Genomic DNA, 26,547 nt, shown 5'->3' on the forward strand with positions numbered 1-26,547 from the left:
GCTTATTAATACTTTGAATCTTCACAATTCCATCTGAAAAGGTCAAAGAGAATAGCTCTTTGACCTTTTTTTCTAATTAAGGAAAGATGCGATTCATTGTTCAGATTTGATTCGGTCATGAAAGGTCCTTAATTGGATTAGGAGGTTTGATTTCTTTTATGTAGGACATAAATAGAGATAAAACAATCAGAAATTTGGAGATAACTTATGAAAAGCATTCGTCCCATTTTAATTCCCCGACAATTAATCCTATTGCTCATCCTTTCAACCGGTTTATTAAATCATGTCATGCTTATCCCAAGTATCCTGAATGCTGCCGGGAGAGATGGATGGATCAGTATTATCTTAACCTACCCAATATTATTTATCGTCACATTGTTAATCTATTACATAGTAAAGAATTCCCCACAGGAAGGGTTCTATCATCTACTTAACCAAAAGTGGAACAAATGGTTTGTTTTCCTTTTCTCACTGCCAATGTGTTTATTTTTATTATCAAGTGCATATATAACCTTTGTTGATTTAATAATATGGTTAAGTGCATATTTCTTAGCAGATGTCCCATCACTATTAGTGGTAGGTAGCATCTTCCTTATCTGCTTCCTAATCAGTTGGTCAGGGATCAAACATATGGCAATCGCGAGTGGTATCTTATTGCCATTGGTTATGTTATTTGGCTTTTTTATTGCTTTTACAAACACCAATATGAAAGATCCCAGTCTATTGTTTCCAATTTTCAGTGATGGATATGAGCCTGTCTTTAAAGGGATGATTTATGTATTATCCGGGTTACTGGAATTATATTTGATTGTATTAATACAGCCTTATAGTGAAGGGAGAATTAAATTTCACCATTTAATCGTTCTTGGGCTAATTATAATGGGCTTGATGTTGGGGCCATTATCCGCTTCCATCATGGAATTTGGACATATAGAATCAGCAAATATGAGGTATCCAGCATATGAACAATGGAGAATTTTATCCATCGGTGAATTTATTACTCATTTAGATTTCTTTGCTCTCTATCAATGGTTATGTGGTGCCCTTATCAGGATTAGTTTATTCATGTTTCTGTTGGCTGTTTTTTTTACAAAAAAGAAGGATTGTTATCAAATTTCTCTAAAAGTGATGGTGCCCATTTTTCTAATACTACTGGTACTTATTTTTATAGATGTTGATACGTATTTTTTTTATAAGTTCTTATATGTGTATTTTTTTCCCGCAACCGTTGTCCTTTTCACCGTACAAATTATTTCGTCAGCAGTGGTCCTCCGATTTATTAAGTAAAGGATGTTCAAAATGAAGAAGCCTTCGAAAGAAAAGCGGATAGAGGAAGAAAAAGAGGACACTTTGAAAGAGTTAAAACAATTATTTTCAAAGAGTCATGATTTACTTATTCGAGAACATTTTTTTCACGATGAAGTCGTCACCCTGGTATATTTTGAGAGCTTGGTCGATCGACATTACCTCGATCAATTCATTCTCCCAAAATTAGAAGAAGGTCCTGAAAAGTCCTATTCAAAAAAGATGGAAGGGAATTTCCAAGCCGTAGATGAAACGGGAAAGACCCTGGATATGCTATCTACTGCTCTATTTAATGGGTATATTTTGTTTTTTATCGATGAAAAAATCATCTCATTACATGCAGGTAACTTTCCTAAACGGCTGCCCGAAGAATCCTCGCTTGAAACATCTATCCGCGGGCCAAAAGATGGATTCGTGGAAGATTTGAATACAAATATATCTTTAATTAGGAGAAGACTTTTCACTCCGACTCTTTCAGTGGAAAAATTCAAGATAGGTACCCGCGGTCATACAGAAATTGCCATTATGTATATGAATGATGTAATCGATGAACGTATTCTCAATGAGTTATATACAAGATTGGAAAAAGTGGATATTGATGTTTTAACCAGCAATCAACAGTTGGAATCGATGCTGGACGACAACCCTAATTCCATTTTCACTAATTTCGATTTCACAGGTCGACCCGATTTTATCGTTGATTCATTGGTTCAGGGAAGATTTGCCCTCTTGGTGGATGGCTATCCTACAGTTTCCATTGCGCCAATAAATCTCTTGTTACAAACTAAGTCACCAGAAGACTCAAGTATCAACTATGTATATGTATCTTTGGAAAGGATCCTGCGAGTAAGCGGGGTTTTGATTTCAGCTTATTTACCGGGATTATGGGTTGCATTTTCGGCTTATAATATTGAACAAATTCCCTATCTGCTCGTGGCGACGATCTCGATTTCCAGGTTCGGCTTGCCACTTTCCGCTCCTGTTGAGATGTTTATCGTTCTATTCTTGTTTGAGTTTTTTAATGAGGCAGGTGTCCGTCTACCCAGGGCGATTGGTCAGACGGTTTCTGTGCTTGGTGGCCTGATTGTCGGAGATGCCGCCATACGTGCCGGGTTGACATCCCCGACCATGCTGGTCATTGGAGCCATTACTTATATTTCCTCATTTACACTCGTTAATCAAACCTTGAAGTATGGGACGACGATATTAAGGTTCGTTGTATTGCTCATTAGCACTTTTTTTGGATTATTCGGTGTTGTAATGAGTTTTATTTTGACGGTTCTATATTTAGCGACAAAATCTTCCTTTGGTACCCCATTTCTTGGGTCAGTAGCCCCCATCAGTTGGAATGAAATCATTCGGTCATTTTTCCGTTTGCCTATTCAATTTTATAAAAACCGTACCCCTTCAACCAGTCCGGATGACAGTACAAGGAAAGGAATAAATCAGCGTGATCAACAAGACAGGTAGACTCATTTTCATTTCTTTGATCCTCTTATTGACAGGATGTACCGGTTCAAAAAACATTCAGGATCTAACGTATATTGTTTCGATCGGACTGGATTACAATGAAGAAAATCAGGAATACACTGCTTATCTTCAAGGTTTGAATTTTGCCAATGTAGCAAAACAGGAGGGAAGTAAGCCTACAGAACCTGTGCCGGCGTTTATTGGTTCTGCTTCTGGAAAAACACTGAATTTGGCTGTAAGACACTTATATAAAGCATCAAGGCCATCATTATTTTTTGGACATACAAAAACTCTTGTCCTTTCAAAAAATGTGTTGAAGTACAAATTTAAAGAGGTCCTGGAGGATGTGGGAAGAAATCGTTCATTGAGACCAAATCTGCAGATATTTACAACTGATGAGAGCATTGAAGAAATCTTTAAGGTGAACGGCTTATTTAATTATCCTCCCGTTTATACAGTTTTGCTGACAGAAGAAACTATAGAGTCTTTACAAGATGATATCGGGGCTACAAGTTTAATGCATTTCTTAAGGGAATACTATGAACCGATGGGCACGGCTTTCATTCCAAATATCAGTATTGATAAAAAATCCTGGAAGGCGGATCAACCGTATCCTGTACTTTACTTGAACGGGTATAGTCTGTTTCAACAATCACAATTCAAAGGAGACCTTCCTGCTAAACCCTCAATCATCGTTGATTGGTTGTTTACCAAAAAAAATCAAATAGATTATCCTTTGTATATTGATGATGAATTGGTATCTACATTTAAACTATTGACGAAGGAGCCAAAAGTAAAATATATGAAAGAAAAAGGTGATTTTCCCACATTTTCACTTGAAGTCAGCGTGAAAGCAGAGCTAATTGAAAAATTACAGGATGCGCCATATAAAGAAGTGAAAAGTACACTTGAAAAGTCTTTGGAAAATGAAATTGAAAAAGTATACAACATTGGGTTGGACAAACAAGTGGATCTACTAAATGTAGGTGAAAAATGGTATAGATACCATCCACTAAAGTTTAACAAACTTGAAGAACAGCCTTCATTTTATTTAACAGACAATTCATTGGATGAAGTGAAAGTAAAGGTGGATATCACTCATTTCAACGCCTATCGTTATGATCATAAAAGCTTGGAATAGGATTAAGGCGGAAAAACACCAAATAAATTGGTGTTTTTCCCATTTTCTCTTTCATTTTCCAGATCAATTGAATACCATGGAACTAGTAAGAATTAGATTGGAGGCATCATTGATGAAAATAAGTATCTACATATTATTATTGTTAGTATCAGCCGTAGTTGCAATTGGATGGAGCTGGAAGAGACTGTTGGATTTCAATACCTATAAAAAACCATTCTTGGAGGGAGTCGCTCTTCAATTTCTATTTCTTCTTTTTGCATCGGTATGGTGGCTCATTACAGAGGATACTTCAGATGGGGTCATAGGTGTTTTCTATTATTTTCTTGCTTTCCTTACGATAATGGTCGTTCACGGCTTTACCCTGCACTATTTATTTTCCAAGAAAAAAATGAAGGAACGGGAAGAATGAGTGTGGTCGGGGTCGATGCTGGCGGCACGTTAACCAAGATCGTGTATAAGGAAAATGGCCGGCTGCATTTTAAAACATTTTCAAGTGAGCAGCAAGAGAATGTGCTGCAGTGGCTTACACTCTTGGCCAAACACCATAAACTTTACATTACGGGAGGAAAAGCAGAGAAGTGGGGAGAGACCTTTCCACAGGCACATATTGTTGGAGAATTCATAGCGGTATGCAGTGGAGCTAAACTGCTCCTTAAAGAGGAAAAAAGTGACCTGAAACAGTTCATCCTTATAAATATAGGTACGGGGACGTCTATCTTTAAGGTTGATGAAAACGGATGTGAAAGGTTGCTTGGTAGTGGGTTAGGGGGAGGAACCTTTATGGGATTGGGAGGTTTACTGACTGGAGAATCTGACTATTACGAGCTGGTACGGTTATCAAAAGAAGGCAAACGAGAACTAGTTGATTTATCAGTGAGAGACGTCTATGAGGCAATGAATTCTCCGGTTCCTGAACATTTGACAGCTTCTAATTTTGCTAAAGGAGATTCATCTTCTAAGAAAGAAGACAAACTGCGGGCTCTAACGAATATGATTGCAGAAACCATTATTCTGCTTGCGTCTCAAGCGTCTCAAGCCCATAAGTTAGAGCATTTCGTATTTATTGGAAGTACGTTGAAATCAAATCCTGCTTTAAAAGAAGACCTTACACAATTTCAAGAGTTGTTATCCTACACCCCTATTTTTCCAGAGAAAGGTGCATACGCTGGAAGTCTGGGAGCGTTTGAAATTGGAAGGGAAGCAGAGCATTCACAAAATAGACAATGAATATTGCCTCTGCTGATTGTTTTTTTATCGCCTTTTTACTAACATAGAATGGGAGAGATAGATAAAGTCGGAGGAGATAAAGATGTCAAAAACCAAACCATTCCTAGTGGTGATGACCATCATCGGTATTCTCCTTGCAGGTTGCAGTAATAGTAACTTTCAAGCAGAAACAGATTATGAAGTGAAAGAATTTTCTTATACGAATCAAAATAATCAAGAAGTCGGTTTGAATGATTTGAAAGGACAAGTCTGGATCGCAGATTTCATATTCACTAATTGTGAAACCGTTTGTCCACCAATGACATTTAATTTATCGAAGCTTCAAGAAAAGCTGAAAAAAGAAGGAGTAGAGGATTACAAAATCGTTTCCTTCAGCGTAGATCCTGAAAATGATACACCGGACGCATTAAAAGAGTATATTTCAAACTTTGAAGCAGATACAAGTAAATGGGAACTGCTTACAGGCTATGAATTTGACGAGGTAAAGGATCTTGCGGAACATTCCTTCCGCTCGATAGTAGCCGACGATCCTAAATCCGATCAGATGATTCATGGTACCAGCTTCTACTTGGTGAATCAAAAAGGGACAGTCGTAAAAACGTATAGTGGTAATAGTGACGTCCCTTACGATGAAATTGTCCAAGATATGAAAACATTGATTGAAGAGGGATCTGAATAGACTTTATAGGAGGGAGAATCACAGAATGTCAGGTGATTCTCCTTTTTACTATTGAAATTTCATTCCAACATCAAGGTTTCAAGGATTATCATGATAAAAAAGGGAGCTGCTATGTCGGGAATACAGTATGGCAGGGTTTAGACTTAATGGAACGTTGAGGCAGGATTATGATAAAGTAAAAGAATCGCAACTAAACTAAAGGGCAGCAGGTGAAGAAACATTCGAAACTCAAAAGGTATGATGATGATTGATATAGCCATAACGTTATTTATATTGATATGGGTATTGAAATCTTTTTCAGATGGAGATGTATGGAAGGGAATCTTATTTGCCATTTGTTTTGCCATAATGGCAGGCGTCCTATTTTTCCGGTTCAAAAAGAAAAGATAAAAGAGAGGGAGAGAGGATGGGGAAAAAATATTATACGATTGGAATGGCCGGACATATTGATCATGGAAAAACCACTCTCACAAAGGCCCTTACTTCTGTCGATACTGATCGATTAAAGGAGGAAAAGGAGCGCAGCATCTCGATTGAACCCGGATTTGCCCCATTATATAATGATGCAGATATGGAGATTTCTGTAGTGGATGTTCCTGGTCATGAGCGGTTTATTCGTCAGATGATCGCAGGTGTGGCAGGGATCGATCTCGTTGTGTTGGTGGTAGCGGCAGATGAAGGGGTAATGCCGCAAACGAAGGAACATCTTGATATACTGGCGCTACTAGGAATCACTCAAGGCATTGTCGTGCTGACGAAAATATCGAAAGTTGAAGAAGAACTAAGGGATTTGGCTCTTGAAGAAGTGATAGATGAGTTGAAGGGAACAGTATTTGAAGGTGCTACTATCTTGATGGCAGATAGTCTATCAGGTGAAGGTGTCGAGAGGTTAAAACAAATAGTCATTACTACACTAAAGGGAATGGCTTCGAAAAGTGTCAGAGGCGATTTTCGTTTGCCGATTGATCAAGTTTTTACTGTAAAGGGTCAGGGAACAGTCGTAAGAGGGACTGTTTTTGAAGGAGCCTTGGACACTGGAGAGGAAATAATCATATTACCTCAAGGAATACATACGAAAGCGAAACAAATTCAAGCCCACCATAGGAAAGAGAATAGTGTTTTTGCCGGTCAGCGTGCAGCGATAAACCTTTCTGGAGTGGATTACAAAGAAATAAAAAGAGGAAACGTACTCGTCACATCCACACATTTTACCGTGACCAACACGATTGACGTGTGTCTCAAAGTATTACGTGCAGTAAACCATCCTATAAAACAAAGAATGCCAATTGTGGCTCATGTAGGAACTTCCGAAGTGATGGGGAAGCTTGTATTTTTTGATCGAAATAAAGTCGATTCGGAATCCGACGATATTTTATGTCAAATCCGGCTTAATGAAACGATTGTGGCCAAAAGAGGTGATCGTTTTATACTAAGAAGACCCACTCCAATGGAAACGATCGGGGGAGGCTGGATTATTCAGCCGAATGGTGGGAAATACAAATTCGGAGAGGAAACGATTGCCCTTCTTCAGTCTGAACGGCACGGTTCACCTCAGGAAAGAGTTCTAAGGCTGGTTGAACAATACAAATGTGTGGATGAAGGTTTCATCATTAGAGAAGCATCAATAACTCATAAAGATCTGCGTGATATTCTGGAGGGTGAGGATCAATGGATTGTATTTTCACAATCCAATGTTACTCATATGAAAATAGTGGATGAATGCGTGAATTCGATCGAACATATTCTTCGAGGATTCCATGAGGAGTTTCCTTTATTACTAGGGATCAATATTGGTGAGTTAAAGCAATCTTTAAAAAGGTACTCAGGAGCTTTAGTGGACTTTGCGATTGAGCAAAAACATTGGAAAAGAAACAATGGTTTTCTTAGTTTAGAGGAATTCATTCCTCATTTACCTCCTGAATGGGAGAAACGATGCAATCAGCTCATTACATTAATGGAGGCTGATGGTACACAAGTAAAAGACATGGAGAAGTATTTCCATCAAGTAGGTATACCTGAAAAATGGCAGTCTGATTTTTATCATTTTTTTATCCAGGAAAAGAAAATCGTTTCATTGGATGATAAAAAATCATATTCCTATCAAGTTTTTTTGAAAACTGTTGAAGAATTAAAAGAAAAAACCGGAGAAAGATTCGATATAGCAGATGCCAAAGCCGCACTAGGATTATCCAGAAAATACTTGATCCCCTTTTTAGAAAAGCTGGATAAGGATGGTCTGACTTTAAGGACCGAGGGTATTCGTAAATGGATTGGAACTAGTATAAAGGGATGAGGAATGAATGAAGATAGAAACAGTGATGTATTCGTTAGTAATGATACAGCGAGGGGACAAAGTGCTGTTATTAAATAGGCCGGAGAAGAAAGACTATCCCGGTTACATAGCACCGGGAGGTAAAATTGACTTCCCCGAAAGTCCTGCAGCAGGTGCAATCCGAGAGGTAAGAGAGGAGACAGGTTTACAGGTAGAAAAATTAAGGTATAAAGGGTTAGATGAATACGTTGTACCAGAAAAGGGATTTCGATATATCGTATATAATTACCTTGCCTATGAAACCACAGGTGAGCTCCTCGAAAACCCTCCTGAAGGTGAATTGGTTTGGGTCTCAAAGTCAGAAGCCTTAGATTTACCAATGCAGCATTTTTTTCAGCGAAAATTCCCTTTGTTTTTCGAAGAAGGTACTTTTGAAATCCACACTTCCTGGAATGGAATGGATAAAGAGACTGCTGAGGTGATGATTCGCACCTTGTCATAATGCGTCGCCTTCAAACATATATCATCGTAAATAAACTAAATCATCGTTGTAGCTTAAAGGAAAGTAGGAAAAGGAATCATGAAAGAATTATGGAGCGCATTTGGTTGGGTTCTTCCGATTATTGTGGTTGTGACGATTTCCCTTATCTTTGCGGTCTCCTTTTGGAAGAAAAGAAAAGGGAAAGGCAGATGGATGAATTTACTGCCTGTTCTGTTTACATGTATAACGATTGGAGCGATTTGTTTAATCACAATGACCCCATTGACGGGTGGAAATGTTTCAGAGGGATCTGTGAATTTTGATCCATTTTCTAACTTGAAGTTGAATTTAATTTACCGGAATCATTTAGATGTGCCCATTCGAAACTTGATGGCTAATATAATATTGTTTATTCCATTAACCTTTTTTATTGCTTGGTGGATGAGGCAGTCGAAACAGATTATTCTGATGGTGACATTTATCGGAGCACTTTTCTCCTTTGGAATTGAGTTTGCTCAATACTATCTTCCATTAGGAAGAGCAACAGATATTGATGATTGGATAATGAATACATTGGGTTCATTTATTGGTGGCCTTCTTTTTGTGTTCGCACGCTTAATCAATAATCTATTGAGAATCAACAAGAAGATAAACTGAGAGTATTAACGTTATGTTAATGCTCTTTTTTTCTGTGAATAATAAAAACGGCACAAAAGATGCCTGGAACTTAGATATATTTTGAATGGAAATGTATAGTCCTTCTCCTTAAACAAAAGCTAACACTACATAAAAGGAGGTGAGTTCTCTTGCTGAAAAAAGTACTTAAAGCAATCCTGATCACGGTTGCTTGCATCGTGATTTTGTTCCTCATCATGCACTGGGATGTGAAACAAGGTGTGAAGAACTATGCGAGAACTCACCCCATTACGGAAACCCTCTCTCATAAAGCCGCAATCGACGTCTACAATACCGGGAAGGACTTGTATGAAAAGTTGTTTGAGGATATTAAAACAGCAGATGAGTTTGTTTGGATTCATTTTTTCATTATCAGGGACGATCAGATTTCCAACGAGTTTTTTGATTTGCTGATTGAAAAGGCTAAGGAAGGGGCAGATGTTCGATTGTCTGTCGACTTCCTTGGTTCAGATATTAAGAAGGAAAGTATAAAGAGGATGGAAGAAGGAGGGGTGAAGATTGTTAAAAGCAGGCCACTATCCCTAAAAAATATCTTCTATTCCCTTCATCATCGGAATCATCGCAGGCTCGTTTCCATTGATCAAAGAATTGCCTATATTGGAGGCTTCAATATGGGGGACGAATATTTAGGCAAAGACCCGAAGCTTGGTTACTGGAGGGACTATCATATACGGTTGGAGGGTGAGGCAGGAATTGAAGTGGCCCAGCAGTTTAAAAGGGACTGGATCGAGGATGGGGCAGAAAGTATGGTGAGCGCAGATCCTACTCGTACTTCAAATGAAGATGAGGAGAGCAGCGTTCAATTCTTGTTCTCAACAGGAGACAGTATTGTAGATAAGACTGTAAGCTGGATTAACAGTTCGGAAGAGAGTGTCACAATTACAACACCATATTTTCTGCCTAATAGGAAACTTATATCAGCCTTAAAGAAGGCAGTGAAGCGTGGGGTAAAAGTGAAGATCCTCATCCCGAACGATACAGATGCATGGTTCACGAAGCCGCCAAGTTACAGAATTGAGAAAACTTTGTTAGAGAGCGGAGTGGATATCTATTTGTATGAAAAAGGATTTTTCCACGGTAAAGTGCTGGTCATTGATCATAAATGGGCTGATATTGGTACAGCCAATTGGGATCCACGGAGCTTCTACTTAAATGATGAAAGCAACTGCATCATTCGGGATGCAAAAGTTGCCGGCGAATTAGAATCACTCATCCATAAAGACATAAGTGATAGTAAAAAACTGACAATGAGGGCTTTTAATGAACTCCCTGCCTGGGAAAAAGCGCTCCGTAAAACGCCTGAATGGATATATTATTATTTCTAAGAATAAATAATTTTATTGAATAAGAAAATATGGTAAAGTGATTTCATATCTTATAAAGAATACACCTTACTGAAGAAAGGGATTGTCCATGAGCGAGCTCTTGTTTGTATCTTTGTTTATTCTTTCGTTATTGGCTTTTAAGTTTTTTAACGTGTTAAAGAAGAAACATGTATCAAAGTCTCACAAGTCTGTAGCAGTTAGTATCGTGATCTTCTCTGTTATCGGCATGATGTTGACGGTCCTCTTTTATCTTCCAAATGCATCTTAAAGAAAGCAACGTCTATACACTGATTTAAGATATAAGGATTAAACACACGGGAGAAAGGTTCTTGTGTGTTTTTTGTTATAAAAGAATTGGTTGTCACTAATGGACAGCTATACTCAGTATGAAGTTGTTCATCTATACGTAGCTGCTTTCTTTCGGCAGTGAATTTGGTATGATAAGAGAAGGTTTATTTGATGTAAGCAAGATTATGATTTAAGCATAAATCGTCGAACGTATAAATGTACGAAAGGCAATAAAGGAGAATATAGATGAAAGCTGCTATGATTTTTGACATGGATGGAACGTTATTTCAAACGGATCGTATTCTTGAAGCTTCACTTCATGATACCTTTCAACTACTTAGAGATGAAGGAATGTGGAAAGGAGATACACCTCTTGAAATATACAGAGAAATAATGGGTGTCCCTCTTTCTGTCGTGTGGAAAACACTTTTACCTCATCATTCCTTACATGAACATGGTAAAGTGAATGATGTATTTCATGAAAAACTGATTGATAATATTCAGAATGGAAATGGGGCTCTCTATCCACATACGGAGGAACTATTAACTTATTTATCAGGGAGAGGGTTTTCAATCTTTGTGGCAAGCAATGGATATCCTCAGTATTTAAAGACGATTGTGGAGTACTTTCGTTTGGATAAATGGATCATGGACTGCTACAGCATTCAGGAAATACATTCAGATGACAAAGGGGAGTTGATTCGAAAAATCAAAGAGGATCATAATCTGACACATGGGGTTGTGATTGGAGATAGATTGTCTGACTTTAAAGGAGCAGAGGCAAATCACTTTCTTTCGATAGGTTGTGCCTTTGACTTTTCTCAGGAAAATGAATTAAGTGAAGCAGATATTGTGGTTGAAAATCTCTTGGAGGTTAAAGAGTATCTGGAGGAAATGAAATAAAGGAGGGATCCGGGTGGAGGATGAACAACTAGCCGTCTTTGATGAACACGGTAATAGAATTGGTGTAGCCAGTCGTTCCGAGGTGCATACAAAGGGATATTGGCATGAAACCTTTCATTGCTGGCTTGCGCATTTTGATGAAAGTAGGGGAGAGACCATTATTTATTTCCAACTGAGAAGTGATGAGAAAAAGGATTTCCCCCGCTTACTTGATATTACCGCAGCTGGACATATCCTGTCACAGGAGAATATTGAAGACGGTGTGAGAGAAGTTCATGAAGAGCTTGGACTACTTATTACCATAGATGAACTGCAATCATTAGGGATTGTAAAAGGTCAGTTATTTCAACGGAATATGATCGATCGGGAACTCACTCACGTATTTCTTTATTCAAAGCCGGTTGAATATGACGAGTTTCAACTTCAGTTAGAAGAAGTGTCCGGTATTTTTCATTGTACTCTTCAAAACTTTAAGGCACTCGTTCAACAAACGAAAGAGGAAATCGACATAGAAGGATTTCTTGTTAATGAAACAGGGAAAAAGGATTTTATTAAGCAAAGGGTGAGTTACCATCACTTTGTTCCACATGAAAGGTCCTATCTTTTTGAAATTATTGAGCGCATATCGGCTCATCTTTAGAAATTAATTCGTACTTCCCATAGTCAATATGGTTAATAAAGGCTATTATAGTAATCTAGTACATACATAATGTGATAAGAGAGTAGGAGGACACACTTGAACGGCACAGCACATATGGCGATTGGAGCAGCAACAGGGTTTATTGTGGCCAACTCATTTGGATCTGGTCCTGACATAACGGCCGCACTTGTGGCAATAGGTGGGATATCCGGACTCATGCCTGATATGGATATTGACGGAAAACTTAGTAACAAGGTTACTTTTTCACCTAAAATGATCAGAGCAGTAGCACAAATCATTGGGTTTCTAATGATGGTATACAGCTATCTGGAAGGAATCGGGAAAGAACGATGGCTAGGTATTGGATATGGTGCAGGAATGATGATTCTCTCAAGTTTCATTACTCAGAGAAGAATGCTGATGATTACGGGCATTGGTGTGACAGCATGCGGTTGGCAGTTGAATGAAACATGGTTATGGTTGTTAGGTATCTATATTTTCTTTGCCTCATTCGTTTCACATCGAAGTTATACTCACTCTGTACTAGGAATCCTATATTATGGCGTGATTGCTCATTATCTAGAGTCATCTTTAATGATTGATGGGGTATTTGAAGCATGTGTAATCGGATATGCCAGTCATCTGATCGCCGATATGAAATTTCTTCCATTCAATAAGAGAGGCATAAAGCTTTTCCTTCCCCTTTCATCCAAAGAAATCTAAAATGTGTTTACACCCACTTGACCATTATTTCCCTATACATTAAAATAATGGAAAAACTTTAAATATGAAATGCGATGAGGAAGAAGAGTAGACGAACGAAACATTTCAGAGAGCTGATGGCTGGTGAGAATCAGTATGGTGAAATCGTTGAATGGGCTTTTGAGCATCCAGGCTGAAAATAAGTAGGTTATGGCGGAAGTCTCACCGATAAAAGGGACGATGTATCGAAGGCGACTTCTGTACAGATGAGTGCGTTTACTAAAGTGTAAGCGAATGAAGGTGGCACCACGGGTTTCCCGTCCTTTTTTAGAGGATGGGAAGCCCTTTTTGTGTTTATTTTTATTATTTTTCATCGGAGGGAATTGTTATGAAAAGACAAGTTCTGACTGGTATTAAACCAACAGGCCGTATTCATTTGGGGAATTATATTGGTGCAATCAAACCGGCATTACAATTGGCTGAGAACCAATCCTACAACACAGCTTATTTTGTTGCGGATTATCATGGTTTAACGAAGATACACGATAAGCATGAAATGAAAGAACTTTCTTATGGAGTGGCAGCAGCTTGGTTAGCACTAGGTTTGAATCCTGATCGAGCGATCTTTTATCGTCAATCTGATGTACCTGAAATCTTTGAATTGAGTTGGATTCTGTCTTGTTTTGCACCGAAAGGATTAATGAACCGTGCCCACGCATATAAATCATGGGTCGAAGAAAATAAAGAAAGCGGCAAAGATGTTGATGCTGGAGTCAATATGGGATTATTCACCTATCCAATTTTAATGGCAGCTGATATCCTCCTTTTTCAAACCGAGATGGTACCTGTCGGAAAAGATCAGATACAGCATGTTGAAATTGCACGGGACATAGCTGAAAGCTTTAACAAACAATATGGAGAAATATTTGTCATCCCTGAATATGTCATCCAAGAAGAAACGGCTGTTCTACCGGGATTAGACGGACGTAAAATGAGTAAAAGTTATAACAACACCATTCCATTATTTGAAGAATCAAAAAAGCTTCAAAAATTAATTAATAAAATCAAAACAGATTCATCACCCCCTGAGGAGCCCAAGGATCCTGACTCCTCCGTCATTTTTGCGTTATATAAAGAATTTGCAACTTCCGATCAAGTTGAAGAAATGAGAAGGAGATTTCAAGAAGGAATAGGCTGGGGAGATGCCAAAAAAGGGCTATTCCAAGTAATGAACTCTTTTATCGAAGAACCAAGATCGAAATATGAAGAACTGATGGCGAGTCCCCATATGCTTGATACCATCTTACAAACTGGAGCAAAAAAAGCACGGGAAAAAACAATCCCATTCATGAAAGAGATTAAAAGGAAAATAGGAATTTATCATTGAAATAGAACAGGGTGATGAAGTGCAGGGATCATTTTGTTTTTCAGATAATTCATAATTCTCATTGACATTTCTTCTTCTTTGTTATAAGTTATGGGAAAGTTATTTTTCACAAAATCATATAGTTTCTTATCAAGAGAGGTAGAGGGACTGGCCCGAAGACACCTCAGCAACCAGCCAAAGTTTTAGGTATGGTGCTAATTCCAGCAAGTTGATGTCAACTTGGACGATAAGAGGGAGAACGAACGTACAAAACCTTCTTATTTTCATTAAGAAGGTTTTTTTGTTTTTTCCCTTTTCGTATTCAAGATAGAAAAGGAGAGAAGAATGTTGAAAAAACATATTGATACAATGCTTGTCCAGGCGGGAAATCGAAAAGATCCTGCCACGGGTGCTGTGAGCTTACCCATTCATTTAGCGACTGCCTATGAACATAAGGGAGTTGGGCAATCGACAGGTTATGATTACACAAGAACAGGTAATCCAACCCGCGCCACCTTAGAAGACATCCTCACTCAATTGGAGGAAGGGCACAGAGGATTTGCCTTCAGCTCGGGGATGGCAGCGATTCAGGCTATCCTTAGCTTATTTTCCAGCGGGGATGAATTGATTGTTTCAAAAGACCTATACGGCGGTAGCTACCGATTATTCGTACAGTATGAAGCACAATATAGGATCAAATTTCATTTCGTCGATACAAGTGATGCCGGCTCCATAGAAGAACAAATTTCTAAGAGAACAAAGGCCATCTTCCTTGAAACACCAACCAATCCATTAATGAATGAAGCAAGTATTTCTGAGGTCGCCGGGCTCGCTAATCATAACGGATTGCTTTTAATTGTAGATAATACCTTCTACACACCTATTCTGCAGAAGCCACTTACTGAAGGAGCAGACATCGTTATTCACAGCGCTACGAAATACTTAGGGGGACATAATGACGTGCTGGCAGGTGTTGTGATTGTAAACACAGAGGTGTTGGCAGAAAAAATCTACACCATTCAAAATTCAATCGGTGCGGTTCTCGCCCCTTTTGATTGTTGGCTCTTATTAAGAGGAATGAAGACCCTTAGTCTCAGAATGGCACAGCACGAAAAAAACGCAAGAACGTTAGCGAAGTATCTTGATGCCCATGAATGTGTAACAGACGTATTATATCCGGGAAAAGGTGGCATGCTTTCCTTTCGTATCGCAAAGGAAGAATGGGTTTCTCCCTTTCTCCAACACTTAAAAGTTATAACGTTTGCTGAAAGTTTAGGAGGGGTCGAAAGCTTTATCACCTATCCCGCCACTCAAACACACGCAGACATTCCTGAAGAAGAAAGAAAGAGTTTGGGTATCTGCAACAGACTCCTGCGGTTCTCTGTAGGAATTGAATTTATTGATGACCTGATAGAAGATCTGGAGAATGTTTTTCAACAATTGGAAAAAGAGGTGTTTACGTATGAGTAAAAAACCATTTTCACTTCAAACGTCACTCATTCATTCTCACGGATTTGATAAAGAAACAGGAGCGGTCTCTACACCGATTCATCATGCTACGACCTTTCATCAACAGGATTTTGATCAATATGGAACGTATGATTACAGCCGTTCGGGAAATCCGACGAGGGAAACCGTTGAAGAAACGATCGCGGAATTGGAAGGTGGAGTAAGAGGCTTTGCCTTTTCATCAGGGATGGCGGCAATCTCCACTAGCTTCTTATTATTGTCGAGTGGAGATCATGTTCTCGTATCAGAAGAAGTGTACGGTGGGACATATAGAATGATTACCGAGGTCCTCACTAAATTTGGAATTGAATATTCATTTGTGAATATGAAAGATTTACATGAAGTGGCTTGTTCAATTAAGCACAATACGAAAGTGATTTATATGGAGACACCATCCAATCCGCTTCTGAATATCACCGATATTGAAGGAGTCGTAAAGCTTGCCAAGGCTAATGGATGTTTAACTTTTCTTGATAATACATTTATGACTCCCCTGCTGCAAAGGCCGATCAGCCTGGGTGTGGATGTTGTGCTACACAGTGCCACGAAGTTTCTTGCGGGACATAGTGATGTTTTGGCAGGACTTGCCGTAACGGGAAATGAAGAGATTGCCGGGAAACTTGCTTTCTTGCAGAATTCGTTTGGTGCTGTCCTCGGTGTTCAGGATTGCTGGCTGCTCTTAAGAGGACTAAAAACACTGCACGTTCGATTGAAGGAATCATCAGAATCGGCATATAAGATTGCGGCCTTCTTAGAAAAGAGAACGGAAGTAGAAGAAGTGTATTACCCGGGATTGAGCTATCATCCCGGTCGTGAAATTCAAGTTCGACAAGCAGAGGGTCCTGGGGCGGTTCTTTCCTTCCGGTTAAAAGGGGCAGAGGAAGTGAAGCAACTCATTCAAAATGTAAACATTCCTGTATTCGCCGTCAGTTTAGGAGCTGTTGAATCAATTCTATCCTATCCGTCAAGGATGTCACATGCTTCCATGCCAAAAGCAGAACGGGAAAGAAGAGGGATTACAGATGGTTTATTACGATTATCAGTAGGACTTGAAAACGTGGACGAATTGATTAAGGATCTTCAAAAAGGTTTAGATAGTATACAAAAGATCAAAAGAAATAACGTGATAAATTTATAAAAAAGGAGGGAATGTCATGAAGCCGTTGCTGGAAGCACTGAAAGAGAGAATCTTAATTGCAGATGGTGCGATTGGAACGTTGTTGTATTCATATGGAGTGGACAGATGCTTTGAAGAGCTGAATCTTTCTCACCCAAATGAAGTGTTGAAAGTCCATAAAGAGTATATTGATGCAGGAGCAGATATCATTCAGACCAATACGTATGGAGCCAATTATCAAAAGCTTTCCAGATACGGATTGGAGGATTCGGTTAAAGAAATAAATACAGCTGCAGTGCGTCTGGCAAGAAAAGCAGCGGGTGAAAACACCTATATTCTGGGCACCATCGGGGGAATCAGGGGCATTAAACAAAATGTGTCGCTGGAAGAAATCAAAAGAAGCTTTCGGGAACAGCTATACTGTTTATTATTAGAGGGTGTAGATGGCATTCTGCTTGAAACCTATTATGATTTCGAAGAATTAACCACTGTATTGAACATTACAAAACGTGAAGCAGACATTCCTGTCATTGCTCAAGTTTCTCTACATGAAACGGGAGTTCTTCAAAATGGAATGGAGATAAAAGATGCTCTTCAACAATTAGAGTTATTGGGAGCCGATGTTGTCGGCATCAATTGCCGCATGGGTCCCTTTCATTTGGTGAACTCATTAGAGGAAGTTCCATTACCTAAAAGGGCATTTCTATCCGTCTATCCCAATGCCAGTCTGCCAAACTATGAAGAAGGTCGATTCTATTACTCTGCTGAGCCTGATTACTTTGGAGATATAAGCAACGAATTGCGACTGCAAGGTGCAAGGATCATTGGGGGATGCTGTGGGACGACACCTGATCACATTCGTTCTGTAGCAAGCAGGTTAAAAAGCCGGGAGCCAGTGAAAGAAAAAGTGGTGAAAACAAAAAAGGTTGTTCAGTTATCGTCACCTTCTATCAAGGGAAGCTTGCTGCATGAGCAAGTAAGGAAAAAGAAAACGATCATTGTTGAACTCGATCCACCTAAGCATCTCGACACGAAGCTGTTCTTCCAAGGGGCTGAGGCATTAAAGGAAGCTGGAATTGACGCACTCACGCTTGCAGACAACCCGTTAGCATCGCCTCGTATTAGTAATGACGCCATTGGCAGCCTGGTAAGCTCAAAATTTGATCTTACCCCTTTAGTTCACATCACTTGTCGGGATCGAAACCTGATTGGACTTCAATCCCATTTAATGGGATTACACACGTTAGGGATACACAATATATTAGCCATTACTGGGGATCCGGCCAAGATTGGAGATTTCCCTGGTGCAGCATCCGTTTATGATTTATCTTCTCTTGAACTCATTGAATTGATAAAACAGAACAATGAGGGGATATCCTTCTCAGGAAAATCACTCCGGGAACGCACTCAATTTTCAGTAGGTGCAGCCTTTAATCCGAATTTCCGTCATTTAGACGCTTCTGTAAAAAGGCTTGAAAAGAAAAAGAAAGTCGGTGCTGACTATTTCATTTCTCAACCGATCTTTGGGAAAGAACAGCTGATTCAAGTACATGAAGCTACGAAGCATTTAGATGTTCCGATCTTTATCGGAATCATGCCATTAATCAGCTCAAGAAATGCAGAGTTTCTCCATCATGAAGTACCGGGAATCAATGTGCCGGAAGAAACAAGACAAAGGATGAAGGAAGCGGGAAGAGATCCCGTAGTTGCAAGAGCAGTTGGAATGGAGATAGCAAAAGGCTTACTTGATACAGCAATAGATCTCTTTAATGGGATTTATCTTATCACGCCTTTTGTCAGGTACGATATGAGCATTGAACTGATTCATCATATTCAAGAGAAAAACATCACAGAAAGAGAGGTTCCCTATGGCCATCACTTTGTTTGAAGAACAGCTAAGGAAAAAAATACTCGTACTCGATGGAGCAATGGGAACGATGCTTCAACAAGCGAATTTATCCCCGGATGATTTTGGTGGAGAGGAGCTTGAGGGCTGTAATGAAAATCTGGTATTGACAGCGCCGGAGGTCATCTATCAGATCCATCTGGAATATTTGAAAGCCGGAGCTGATGTAATTGAAACAAATACCTTTGGTGCAACCCCCGTCGTACTGGACGAATATGATATAGGCTATCAAGCATACGAAATCAATAAAGTAGCAGCTGAAATTGCCAAAAAAGCAGTTGAAGATGTCTCAACTTCCGAGTGGCCCAGGTTTGTTGCAGGATCTCTAGGTCCCACTACCAAAACCTTATCTGTTACTGGAGGGATAAGCTTTGATGCGTTGGTAGACAACTATCGTGTTCAAGCAGAAGGCCTTCTCGATGGAGGAGTTGATGTACTGCTGCTTGAAACGAGTCAGGATGCTTTAAATGTAAAAGCAGCAAACCTTGGAATTAGATCTGCTTTTGAATCCAGAGGGAAAGAGATACCCATTTTGTTATCCGGTACCATTGAGCCGATGGGTACTACACTCGCAGGGCAAACAATTGAAGCATTTTATTTATCCCTTGAACATTTAAACCCTTTGGTCGTTGGTCTAAACTGCGCAACCGGACCTGAATTTATGCGTGATCATATACGTTCTTTATCAAGTCTGGCAACTACCTATGTCAGCTGTTATCCGAATGCAGGCCTTCCTGATGAGGAGGGGAATTACAATGAGACGGCTGATTCACTCAGTGTAAAGATGAAAGGCTTTGCTGAGAAAGGCTGGCTGAATCTTGTTGGAGGGTGCTGTGGAACCACACCGGAGCATATCCGTGCCCTTTCAGAAGTTGTGAAGGGATTACCGCCTCGTAAACCTAATGAGTCTCATCCTCATGCAGTGTCAGGAATTGAAGCGTTCGTCTATGAGGATGCAGACAGAAGACCGATTCTGGTCGGAGAACGGACGAATGTCATCGGTTCACGTAAATTCAAACGATTGATTGCAGAGAATAAGATAGAAGAAGCTTCAGAGATTGCGAGAGCACAAGTGAAAAATGGAGCTCAGGTGATCGATATCTGCCTTGCAGATCCCGATCGTGAAGAAGTTGAAGATATGAATGTATTTATCCAGGAAGTAGTGAAAAAAGTAAAAGTTCCACTAGTCATTGATTCTACGGATGAGAAAGTTCTTGAGACCGCATTAAAATATTCTCAAGGAAAGGTGATCATTAACTCGATCAATCTTGAAGACGGAGAAGAGCGGTTTGAGAAGATAACAAAGCTTATGAAGGAGTACGGAGCGGCGGTTGTAGTAGGAACGATTGATGAAAAAGGAATGGGAGTGTCTGTAGAGCGTAAGGTAGACATTGCGATCCGCTCACATAAACTGTTAACAGAGAAATATGGGATAGCATCAGAAGACATCATCTTTGACCCTCTCGTCTTCCCTGTGGGAACAGGGGATCAGCAATATATCGGTTCAGCCAATGCCACCGTTGAAGGGATAAGACAGATTAAGGAAGCCTTACCTGAATGCCCTCATATCTTAGGGGTTAGTAACGTTTCTTTTGGACTGCCTCCTGTTGGGAGAGAAGTCCTGAATGCGGTATATCTTTACCATTGTACCAAAGCGGGGCTGGATTACGCCATAGTCAATACGGAAAAATTAGAGCGTTTTGCCTCAATTCCTGAAGAAGAAGTTCGAATGGCGGAGAAACTCTTATTTGAGACGACTGATGAAACACTGGCTGAATTCACTGCATTTTACAGAGGGAAGAAGAAAGAAGTAAAGGTACCTGTCAACACTATGACGCTGGAAGAAAGACTGGCTCATTATGTGGTGGAAGGGACGAAGGAAGGGCTGATTGCCGATTTAAATATCGCTTTGGAAAAATATGACGCTCCACTTGAAATCATTAATGGTCCCCTTATGGCCGGCATGAGTGAAGTCGGAAGGTTATTTAATGATAACCAGCTGATTGTAGCGGAAGTATTACAAAGTGCCGAAGTCATGAAAGCATCCGTTGCTCATTTGGAACCGCATATGGAACAAACGGAAAGTTCATCTTCGAAGGGAAAAGTGATATTAGCTACGGTTAAGGGGGATGTCCATGATATTGGTAAGAATCTCGTTGATATTATCCTCAGTAATAATGGATATGAAGTGATTGATTTAGGTATTAAAGTAACACCTCAGGAACTGATCGGAGTCATTCGGGAGGAAAAACCCGATATCGTAGGTTTGTCCGGACTCCTTGTGAAGTCTGCCCAACAAATGGTCATTACTGCTCAAGATTTAAAACAGTCTGATATTTCAGTTCCCCTTGTAGTAGGAGGTGCGGCCCTGACTCGAAAATTTACTACAAATAAAATCGGTCGGGAATATGACGGACTGGTACTCTATGCGAAGGACGCAATGGATGGACTGGACATCATGAATGGGATTCAACATGAGGAAACGAGGCTGCGGCTGGAAGAGGAGAGTCGTGAAAAGTTAAGTAAGATCGTTTCGACTGAAGACTCACCGAGACTAAATACATCTTCTGTTGCGGTGAAAGTACGTTCTACAGTTGCGAAAGATGTAAAAGTCCATGTTCCTTCTGATTTAATTCCACACACCATTAAAGAATTTTCACTTGATCAAATTCATCCCTACATTAATCAGCAAATGCTGCTCGGACATCATTTGGGGATTAAAGGGAAAATTTCGAGATTACTGGAAGAAGAGGACGAGAGGACGGTCGGCCTTAAAGCAGTGACTGATGAATTGTTCCAAAGAGCAAAAAGGGAAGGGATGATTCAGGCATCTGCAAGATATCAATTTTTTCCTGCTCAATCAGATGGAGATGATGTTGTTATTTATCATCCGGAGGATTTTTCCATAGAGATAGAACGATTTCACTTTCCAAGACAAGCAGGAAATCAGCATTTATGTTTAGCAGATTACTTGCGTTCTGTAGAAAACGGAGAAATGGATTATGTCGGTTTCTTTGCCGTAACGGCAGGTGTGAAAATCAGGCAGTGGGCAAGAGAGATGAAGGAAGAAGGCAGATTCCTTGAAAGTCACGCCCTGCAGGCTATTGCCTTAGAAACAGCTGAAGGACTGGCTGAAAGAGTACATGAAATGATGAGAAGCAGATGGGGGTTCCCAGATCCCGTTGATTTTACGATGCAGGACCGGTTCCGGACTCATTATCAAGGACAACGTTTTTCATTTGGGTATCCCGCCTGTCCCGAACTTGAAGATCAGAAGAAACTGTTTAAGCTTATTCAACCTGAAAGAATTGGAATCCAATTAACAGACGGATGTATGATGGAACCGGAAGCATCGGTAACAGCGATGGTCTTCGCTCATCCGGAAGCAAGATATTTTAATGTATTATAAATACCATACTAAAAAGGCAACTCCCCAAAGTGGAGTTGCCTTTTTTGCTTTTGTGGCGAAAAGCTTAGCAGTCTATTCCTATTAATCTCTTGGAAAGACGAGCAGTGGTCCATTAATTTAAAATAAATATGGAAATTTAGAAAATGAAAGAATTTAATGGTTAGGGGATGAAGGATAATCGGCTTGTAGAGTAATAAAGGGGAAACACAGAGTCAAAAAGAGTGATCTTCTGTTTTAACACTTTGATTACTAAACTTGGTTTCGAGTATTTCCAGTATTCTTTCTTCTGAGAATCCTGTGACCATTGATAGATTGAGTAAACTGGGCTTAATTCCTATAGACACGCAGAAATGATAGGCACTTTGGATAGCGAGTGTTTCTATACACCTTCTTGTCAGATTATTTTTCATTCTCTCATCAGCTCCCAACTATTTTGACAAATGATTAAGTAGTAGGATTACGACATCATATTAAGATTTGCGGTTGGATTCTAGTAGGAGATTCATATACATCAAAATAGTATATCGAGAAATACCCGCTGTCTGTTTCTCAGTTAATACCCTCATTATACACTTTATATTGTGAATTGTAGAGTTGTTTTACAAAAAAATGTAATGTTTTTAGAATATACTAATAATTTTTCTGGATTTTTAAATATAATCTAAAGAGTGTAGTAAATGGTATTACTTAGGGGGAAAGTGATGAAATTTTTAAGTTTGTGCTTGATGTTGATTTTGTTTCTTTCTGCGTGTACTGGAATAGACGAAACTCTCCCGCATCAGGAACTGGATTTGAGGGAAGATTCTAAAGCACTTCAGGAATCTATTTCAGATTATGGAAATGGAATCTTTCTGTATGAAAATGAAAACGGAAGTTCACTTGTGGTGTTAAATGGAAGTGTGGTAGATCAAAATGCTAAAAAAGCTCCCTATTATAAAAACATTGATTTTGAAGTAAGAGAAGGCACATTATGGATTTCATTTACTGAACACTTCGAAAAAAACTATTTGCAAAAAGAGCTGACTAATCAATTAATATATCGCATTAACCGAAATGAATTCAAAGGGAGCTATGATACGATTAAAGTGTTGAAAAATGATAAGGAAATTCCCCTTACCGGTGTAATAATCGGAGAATTTTAGATGAGCAGTTTAAAGGGTGGATAGAGTAACTATACCAGAGCAAATGAAAGTGTGTGATGTTCGTTTAGGATGCGGGTGTTGACAGGGGGGCGGACCTGTAATGCTCATAATGAAGTGTGTCTGAATGGAAATTATGTATGAATGTGATATATAATGGGGATTGGTATAGGAAAATGTCGAAAGCGGATTGATCGACACAACTTTAAAACCAGAATCAATAATAAAGAAGAACCAGAGAAAAGGGTATGATTTCCCAACTAATCATTGTGTCAGACAGGGAAGAAGAAATTGATATAAATTTGTTGGATATCATAGGAGGAATCATACATGCATAGAAATCAGGAACTATATACATTTTTATTAAGTAAGGCTCGTCAATTAACGGAAGATTGGTATAACTCCCTGGATAAAAACACAACAAATGGTGTTTATTCTTCCTCAGATCCCAAGGTGATAGAAACTTTAAAAAATCAAAACTTTGAGTTTCACGGCATTCTTTGTAATTTGTTTGCTGAGGATAAAGAAACATTTAATCAGAAGATCGATGAATGGGTCTTGACCATTGCAGAGGATAAGGAACATCTAGAAACCCCAAATCACTATATTCTAAGAGAATTCATGAGGGTTAGACATCAATACCTGGAATTCTTGAAAGAATACGCCGAATCTCATATGGAAGAAAATATCTTTGAACAATTCAGCCGTTGGAATCAAGTCATCATTGAAGCATTTGACCGGGTTATGCTGCGATTTGTTGAGCTGCAAACGGAAGTTGTGGAGCAGCAGATCCAATCCCAGCAGGAAGTGATCAACGAATTAAGTTCACCTGTCATATCCTTGAATAGACATACTGCGCTTTTACCCCTTGTAGGTAATATCGATCCTACACGTGCGGAATTAATTTTAGAGAATGCGTTGGAACAATGTGTTAATAAGGAAGTTTCTCAATTGTTCATCGACTTATCAGGTGTTGTATTAATAGATACGATGGTAGCTCATCAAATCTTTCAGCTAATTGATGCACTTCAATTGATCGGTGTGAAGCCGATTCTATCTGGGCTACGCCCTGAAATCGCACAAACAGCTGTTCAACTGGGATTGAATTTTGACAACCTGACGATTACTTCTACCTTGTCACAAGCACTGACTATTAAAAATAATGAAGTTGAATAATCGATTATTTTAAAACATTCGTACTTGGTTGTACGGATGTTTTTTTTTTGTGGAGATATTAGAGTATATATAAGTGAAAAACATTTCGAAGTAAAATATCTTGAATTAAAGATAATTTTCGTGTATGATGAAGATAGAAATTAAGCAAGAATAATACTAAGGAGTGAATCAATTATGAACTTAAAACCACTTAAAGGGCAGCATCACGTTTCTGCCATTACAGCAAATGCAAAGAAGAATTATGAATTCTACACAAAAACACTGGGACTTCGACTCGTGAAAAAATCAATCAACCAGGACGATACATCCGTCTACCATCTTTTCTATGCAGATGAAAGAGGAAATCCAGGGACGGACCTCACATTCTTCGAAATTCCACATGCGGGGAATACGTATAAAGGGACAAATAGTATTTCATTAACAGCACTGCGGGTAAACTCGGATGAGTCGTTAGCTTATTGGAAAAATCGCTTTGAAGAGATGAGTGTTGAGCATGACGAAATTTCTCACCATAGTGGGCGGGCAACACTAAGCTTCCGTGATTTTGAAGGACAGCGACTCATGCTTGTGTCAGATGAAAAGAACGAAGGAGTTCCTGGAGGGAAGCCTTGGGACAAGAGTCCGGTACCCGTCCAGCATGGGATAGTTGGTCTCGGTCCGATTACGCTGACGGTTGCCCGTGGGGAAAACACGGCAATGGTACTGAAAGACGTATTAGGTTTTAGAGAAACAAGGACTTTTCCTTCAGATGTAGATGGACAACCGGATATCCGTGTGTTCGAAACGGGGGAAGGCGGTACTGGTGGAGAGGTATATCTTGAAGAAAGAAATGATCTTCCACAAGAAAGACCGGGAAGAGGAAGTGTTCATCATGTAGCCTTCCGTGTGGAAGATGAAGATGAATTACGTAAATGGGTAGATTGGGTCACACAAAACCGCTTGCCGAATTCAGGTTTTGTTGAAAGATACTATTTCCGTTCCCTCTACTTCCGTGAACCAAATGGCATTCTTTTCGAACTGGCTACAGACGGACCAGGCTTTGAGACCGATGAAGATTTTGATAATTTAGGTGAAAATTTATCACTTCCACCATATTTTGAAGCGCAAAGAGATTCCATAGAAGCGAAATTAAAACCACTAGATACAAAAGAATAAAGGAGGAAGTCAGCTTGAAACATATATTTAAACAAGGAAATAAAGACTTACCCACACTTCTGCTCCTTCATGGAACTGGTGGAGATGAGCGTGACCTATTACCGCTGGCTGATATGATTGAGCCGGATGCTTCTGTATTAAGTGTAAAAGGGAACGTGGATGAAAATGGAATGGCCCGTTTTTTTGCACGGTTACGGGAAGGTGTCTTTGATGAAGAGGATTTAGTATTCCGAACGAAGGAATTGAATGAGTTCATTGATGAGAGTGCTAATAACTACGGTTTCGATCGTCAAAATATTGTTGCGTTAGGATACTCCAATGGAGCGAATATCGCGGCTAGTTTAATGTATCATTATAAGGATGCATTAAAAGGTGGAATCCTGTTCCACGCTATGGTTCCTAGACGAAATGTCAAGCTTCCAGACTTAAGTGACGCACTTGTATTCATAGGTGCAGGAAAGCGAGATCCACTCATCCCCATGCAAGAAACAATGGAACTCGTTAAAAATCTTCAAGACGCCCGAGCCCAGGTAACAGAGTTCTGGACAGAAGGTGGGCATGAGCTTCGTCGTGAGGAAGTAGATGAAGCAAAAAGATGGTTTGAAGCGAATTTTAAATAATTTTTAGAATCCGGAAGGGAA

24 protein-coding genes, 1 riboswitch and 1 other annotated feature are annotated in these 26,547 nt (G+C 39.5%); of the genes, 23 read left to right on the top strand and 1 reads right to left on the bottom strand.

The annotated features are described in order from the left end of the window. The first annotated feature begins 207 nt into the window (after positions 1–207). The 6 genes from FZC88_RS03820 to FZC88_RS03840 all read left to right on the top strand — a co-directional run bounded on the left by FZC88_RS03820 (position 208) and on the right by FZC88_RS03840 (position 5,822). Positions 208–1,287, top strand: a complete 1,080-nt coding sequence (locus FZC88_RS03820; RefSeq protein WP_148993703.1) for an endospore germination permease — start codon at positions 208–210, stop codon at positions 1,285–1,287. A gap of 12 nt (positions 1,288–1,299) precedes the next feature. Further along, positions 1,300–2,775: a spore germination protein gene (locus tag FZC88_RS03825; protein ID WP_262371650.1), complete on the top strand. Its 1,476-nt coding sequence runs from the start codon at positions 1,300–1,302 to the stop codon at positions 2,773–2,775. Continuing rightward, a complete protein-coding gene (locus FZC88_RS03830; protein WP_262371652.1) occupies positions 2,756–3,916 on the top strand; it encodes a Ger(x)C family spore germination protein in 1,161 nt (386 codons plus the stop codon). Before FZC88_RS03825 ends, FZC88_RS03830 begins: the two co-directional genes overlap by 20 nt. A gap of 112 nt (positions 3,917–4,028) precedes the next feature. Beyond that, entirely contained in the window at positions 4,029–4,325 is a 297-nt protein-coding gene (locus tag FZC88_RS23825) for a hypothetical protein (RefSeq protein WP_187443376.1), read from the top strand. Beyond that, positions 4,322–5,143, top strand: coding sequence for a type II pantothenate kinase (coaW, locus tag FZC88_RS03835; RefSeq protein WP_187443375.1), 822 nt, complete (start codon positions 4,322–4,324; stop codon positions 5,141–5,143). Before FZC88_RS23825 ends, coaW begins: the two co-directional genes overlap by 4 nt. 82 nt (positions 5,144–5,225) lie before the next feature. After that, positions 5,226–5,822 (top strand): SCO family protein, encoded by a 597-nt coding sequence (locus FZC88_RS03840; RefSeq protein ID WP_148993705.1) that lies wholly within the window; start codon positions 5,226–5,228, stop codon positions 5,820–5,822. Positions 5,823–5,965: 143 nt separating this feature from the next. Here the strand turns inward: FZC88_RS03840 and FZC88_RS03845 are convergent, their stop codons facing one another. Continuing rightward, the gene (locus FZC88_RS03845) at positions 5,966–6,169 is read right to left on the bottom strand and encodes a hypothetical protein (protein ID WP_148969220.1); all 204 of its coding nucleotides are present in this window, start codon (positions 6,167–6,169) and stop codon (positions 5,966–5,968) included. Between the two features lie 59 nt (positions 6,170–6,228). Between FZC88_RS03845 and selB the strand changes: the two genes are divergently transcribed. The 17 genes from selB to FZC88_RS03930 all read left to right on the top strand — a co-directional run bounded on the left by selB (position 6,229) and on the right by FZC88_RS03930 (position 26,526). Then, positions 6,229–8,115, top strand: a complete 1,887-nt coding sequence (selB, locus tag FZC88_RS03850) for a selenocysteine-specific translation elongation factor (RefSeq protein WP_148993706.1) — start codon at positions 6,229–6,231, stop codon at positions 8,113–8,115. 7 nt (positions 8,116–8,122) lie between these two features. Further along, the gene (locus FZC88_RS03855) at positions 8,123–8,596 is read left to right on the top strand and encodes an NUDIX domain-containing protein (protein WP_148993707.1); all 474 of its coding nucleotides are present in this window, start codon (positions 8,123–8,125) and stop codon (positions 8,594–8,596) included. A gap of 78 nt (positions 8,597–8,674) precedes the next feature. Next, positions 8,675–9,232 (top strand): VanZ family protein, encoded by a 558-nt coding sequence (locus FZC88_RS03860; protein WP_148969217.1) that lies wholly within the window; start codon positions 8,675–8,677, stop codon positions 9,230–9,232. Between the two features lie 149 nt (positions 9,233–9,381). Then, positions 9,382–10,596 carry a cardiolipin synthase gene (gene cls, locus FZC88_RS03865; protein ID WP_148993708.1) on the top strand — a complete coding sequence of 405 codons (1,215 nt, stop codon included), beginning with the start codon at positions 9,382–9,384 and terminating at the stop codon, positions 10,594–10,596. 88 nt (positions 10,597–10,684) lie between these two features. After that, positions 10,685–10,864, top strand: a complete 180-nt coding sequence (locus FZC88_RS03870) for a hypothetical protein (RefSeq protein WP_044337264.1) — start codon at positions 10,685–10,687, stop codon at positions 10,862–10,864. Between the two features lie 266 nt (positions 10,865–11,130). After that, positions 11,131–11,787 (top strand): HAD hydrolase-like protein, encoded by a 657-nt coding sequence (locus FZC88_RS03875; protein ID WP_148969215.1) that lies wholly within the window; start codon positions 11,131–11,133, stop codon positions 11,785–11,787. 13 nt (positions 11,788–11,800) lie between these two features. After that, positions 11,801–12,427, top strand: coding sequence for an NUDIX hydrolase (locus FZC88_RS03880; RefSeq protein ID WP_148993709.1), 627 nt, complete (start codon positions 11,801–11,803; stop codon positions 12,425–12,427). Positions 12,428–12,523: 96 nt separating this feature from the next. Beyond that, positions 12,524–13,150 carry a metal-dependent hydrolase gene (locus FZC88_RS03885; protein ID WP_148969213.1) on the top strand — a complete coding sequence of 209 codons (627 nt, stop codon included), beginning with the start codon at positions 12,524–12,526 and terminating at the stop codon, positions 13,148–13,150. A gap of 65 nt (positions 13,151–13,215) precedes the next feature. After that, positions 13,216–13,457 (top strand) — a binding site (T-box leader). A gap of 60 nt (positions 13,458–13,517) precedes the next feature. Beyond that, complete coding sequence (locus FZC88_RS03890) at positions 13,518–14,516, top strand: tryptophan--tRNA ligase (RefSeq protein WP_148993710.1); 999 nt, start codon at positions 13,518–13,520, stop codon at positions 14,514–14,516. Positions 14,517–14,639: 123 nt separating this feature from the next. Further along, a riboswitch (SAM riboswitch) is annotated at positions 14,640–14,749 on the top strand. Positions 14,750–14,840: 91 nt separating this feature from the next. Then, complete coding sequence (locus tag FZC88_RS03895) at positions 14,841–15,965, top strand: methionine biosynthesis PLP-dependent protein (RefSeq protein ID WP_148993711.1); 1,125 nt, start codon at positions 14,841–14,843, stop codon at positions 15,963–15,965. Then, positions 15,958–17,142, top strand: coding sequence for a cystathionine beta-lyase (gene metC / locus FZC88_RS03900; RefSeq protein WP_148993712.1), 1,185 nt, complete (start codon positions 15,958–15,960; stop codon positions 17,140–17,142). Before FZC88_RS03895 ends, metC begins: the two co-directional genes overlap by 8 nt. 16 nt (positions 17,143–17,158) lie before the next feature. Further along, positions 17,159–19,009 (top strand): bifunctional homocysteine S-methyltransferase/methylenetetrahydrofolate reductase, encoded by a 1,851-nt coding sequence (locus tag FZC88_RS03905; protein WP_148993713.1) that lies wholly within the window; start codon positions 17,159–17,161, stop codon positions 19,007–19,009. Continuing rightward, positions 18,990–22,436, top strand: a complete 3,447-nt coding sequence (metH, locus tag FZC88_RS03910; RefSeq protein WP_148993714.1) for a methionine synthase — start codon at positions 18,990–18,992, stop codon at positions 22,434–22,436. Before FZC88_RS03905 ends, metH begins: the two co-directional genes overlap by 20 nt. Before the next feature lie 701 nt (positions 22,437–23,137). After that, the gene (locus FZC88_RS03915) at positions 23,138–23,578 is read left to right on the top strand and encodes a hypothetical protein (RefSeq protein ID WP_148993715.1); all 441 of its coding nucleotides are present in this window, start codon (positions 23,138–23,140) and stop codon (positions 23,576–23,578) included. Between the two features lie 327 nt (positions 23,579–23,905). Next, positions 23,906–24,751 carry an STAS domain-containing protein gene (locus tag FZC88_RS03920; RefSeq protein ID WP_148993716.1) on the top strand — a complete coding sequence of 282 codons (846 nt, stop codon included), beginning with the start codon at positions 23,906–23,908 and terminating at the stop codon, positions 24,749–24,751. 174 nt (positions 24,752–24,925) lie between these two features. Beyond that, complete coding sequence (locus FZC88_RS03925; protein ID WP_148993717.1) at positions 24,926–25,906, top strand: ring-cleaving dioxygenase; 981 nt, start codon at positions 24,926–24,928, stop codon at positions 25,904–25,906. Between the two features lie 14 nt (positions 25,907–25,920). Further along, positions 25,921–26,526: an alpha/beta hydrolase gene (locus tag FZC88_RS03930; RefSeq protein WP_148993718.1), complete on the top strand. Its 606-nt coding sequence runs from the start codon at positions 25,921–25,923 to the stop codon at positions 26,524–26,526. Positions 26,527–26,547: the final 21 nt, after the last annotated feature.

It is taken from the genome of Rossellomorea aquimaris (assembly GCF_008180865.1).
Lineage (GTDB): Bacteria > Bacillota > Bacilli > Bacillales > Bacillaceae_B > Rossellomorea > Rossellomorea yichunensis.

Excerpts from the sequence above, each read along its gene's own strand:
- FZC88_RS03820 (WP_148993703.1), top strand. The coding sequence starts at position 208 with ATGAAAAGCATTCGTCCCATTTTAATTCCCCGACAATTAATCCTATTG.
- FZC88_RS03825 (WP_262371650.1), top strand. The coding sequence starts at position 1,300 with ATGAAGAAGCCTTCGAAAGAAAAGCGGATAGAGGAAGAAAAAGAGGAC.
- FZC88_RS23825 (WP_187443376.1), top strand. The coding sequence starts at position 4,029 with ATGAAAATAAGTATCTACATATTATTATTGTTAGTATCAGCCGTAGTT.
- coaW (WP_187443375.1), top strand. The coding sequence starts at position 4,322 with ATGAGTGTGGTCGGGGTCGATGCTGGCGGCACGTTAACCAAGATCGTG.
- FZC88_RS03840 (WP_148993705.1), top strand. The coding sequence starts at position 5,226 with ATGTCAAAAACCAAACCATTCCTAGTGGTGATGACCATCATCGGTATT.
- FZC88_RS03845 (WP_148969220.1), bottom strand. The coding sequence starts at position 6,169 with ATGGCAAAACAAATGGCAAATAAGATTCCCTTCCATACATCTCCATCT.
- selB (WP_148993706.1), top strand. The coding sequence starts at position 6,229 with ATGGGGAAAAAATATTATACGATTGGAATGGCCGGACATATTGATCAT.
- FZC88_RS03855 (WP_148993707.1), top strand. The coding sequence starts at position 8,123 with ATGAAGATAGAAACAGTGATGTATTCGTTAGTAATGATACAGCGAGGG.
- FZC88_RS03860 (WP_148969217.1), top strand. The coding sequence starts at position 8,675 with ATGAAAGAATTATGGAGCGCATTTGGTTGGGTTCTTCCGATTATTGTG.
- FZC88_RS03870 (WP_044337264.1), top strand. The coding sequence starts at position 10,685 with ATGAGCGAGCTCTTGTTTGTATCTTTGTTTATTCTTTCGTTATTGGCT.
- FZC88_RS03875 (WP_148969215.1), top strand. The coding sequence starts at position 11,131 with ATGAAAGCTGCTATGATTTTTGACATGGATGGAACGTTATTTCAAACG.
- FZC88_RS03890 (WP_148993710.1), top strand. The coding sequence starts at position 13,518 with ATGAAAAGACAAGTTCTGACTGGTATTAAACCAACAGGCCGTATTCAT.
- FZC88_RS03895 (WP_148993711.1), top strand. The coding sequence starts at position 14,841 with ATGTTGAAAAAACATATTGATACAATGCTTGTCCAGGCGGGAAATCGA.
- metC (WP_148993712.1), top strand. The coding sequence starts at position 15,958 with ATGAGTAAAAAACCATTTTCACTTCAAACGTCACTCATTCATTCTCAC.
- FZC88_RS03905 (WP_148993713.1), top strand. The coding sequence starts at position 17,159 with ATGAAGCCGTTGCTGGAAGCACTGAAAGAGAGAATCTTAATTGCAGAT.
- metH (WP_148993714.1), top strand. The coding sequence starts at position 18,990 with ATGGCCATCACTTTGTTTGAAGAACAGCTAAGGAAAAAAATACTCGTA.
- FZC88_RS03915 (WP_148993715.1), top strand. The coding sequence starts at position 23,138 with ATGAAATTTTTAAGTTTGTGCTTGATGTTGATTTTGTTTCTTTCTGCG.
- FZC88_RS03920 (WP_148993716.1), top strand. The coding sequence starts at position 23,906 with ATGCATAGAAATCAGGAACTATATACATTTTTATTAAGTAAGGCTCGT.
- FZC88_RS03925 (WP_148993717.1), top strand. The coding sequence starts at position 24,926 with ATGAACTTAAAACCACTTAAAGGGCAGCATCACGTTTCTGCCATTACA.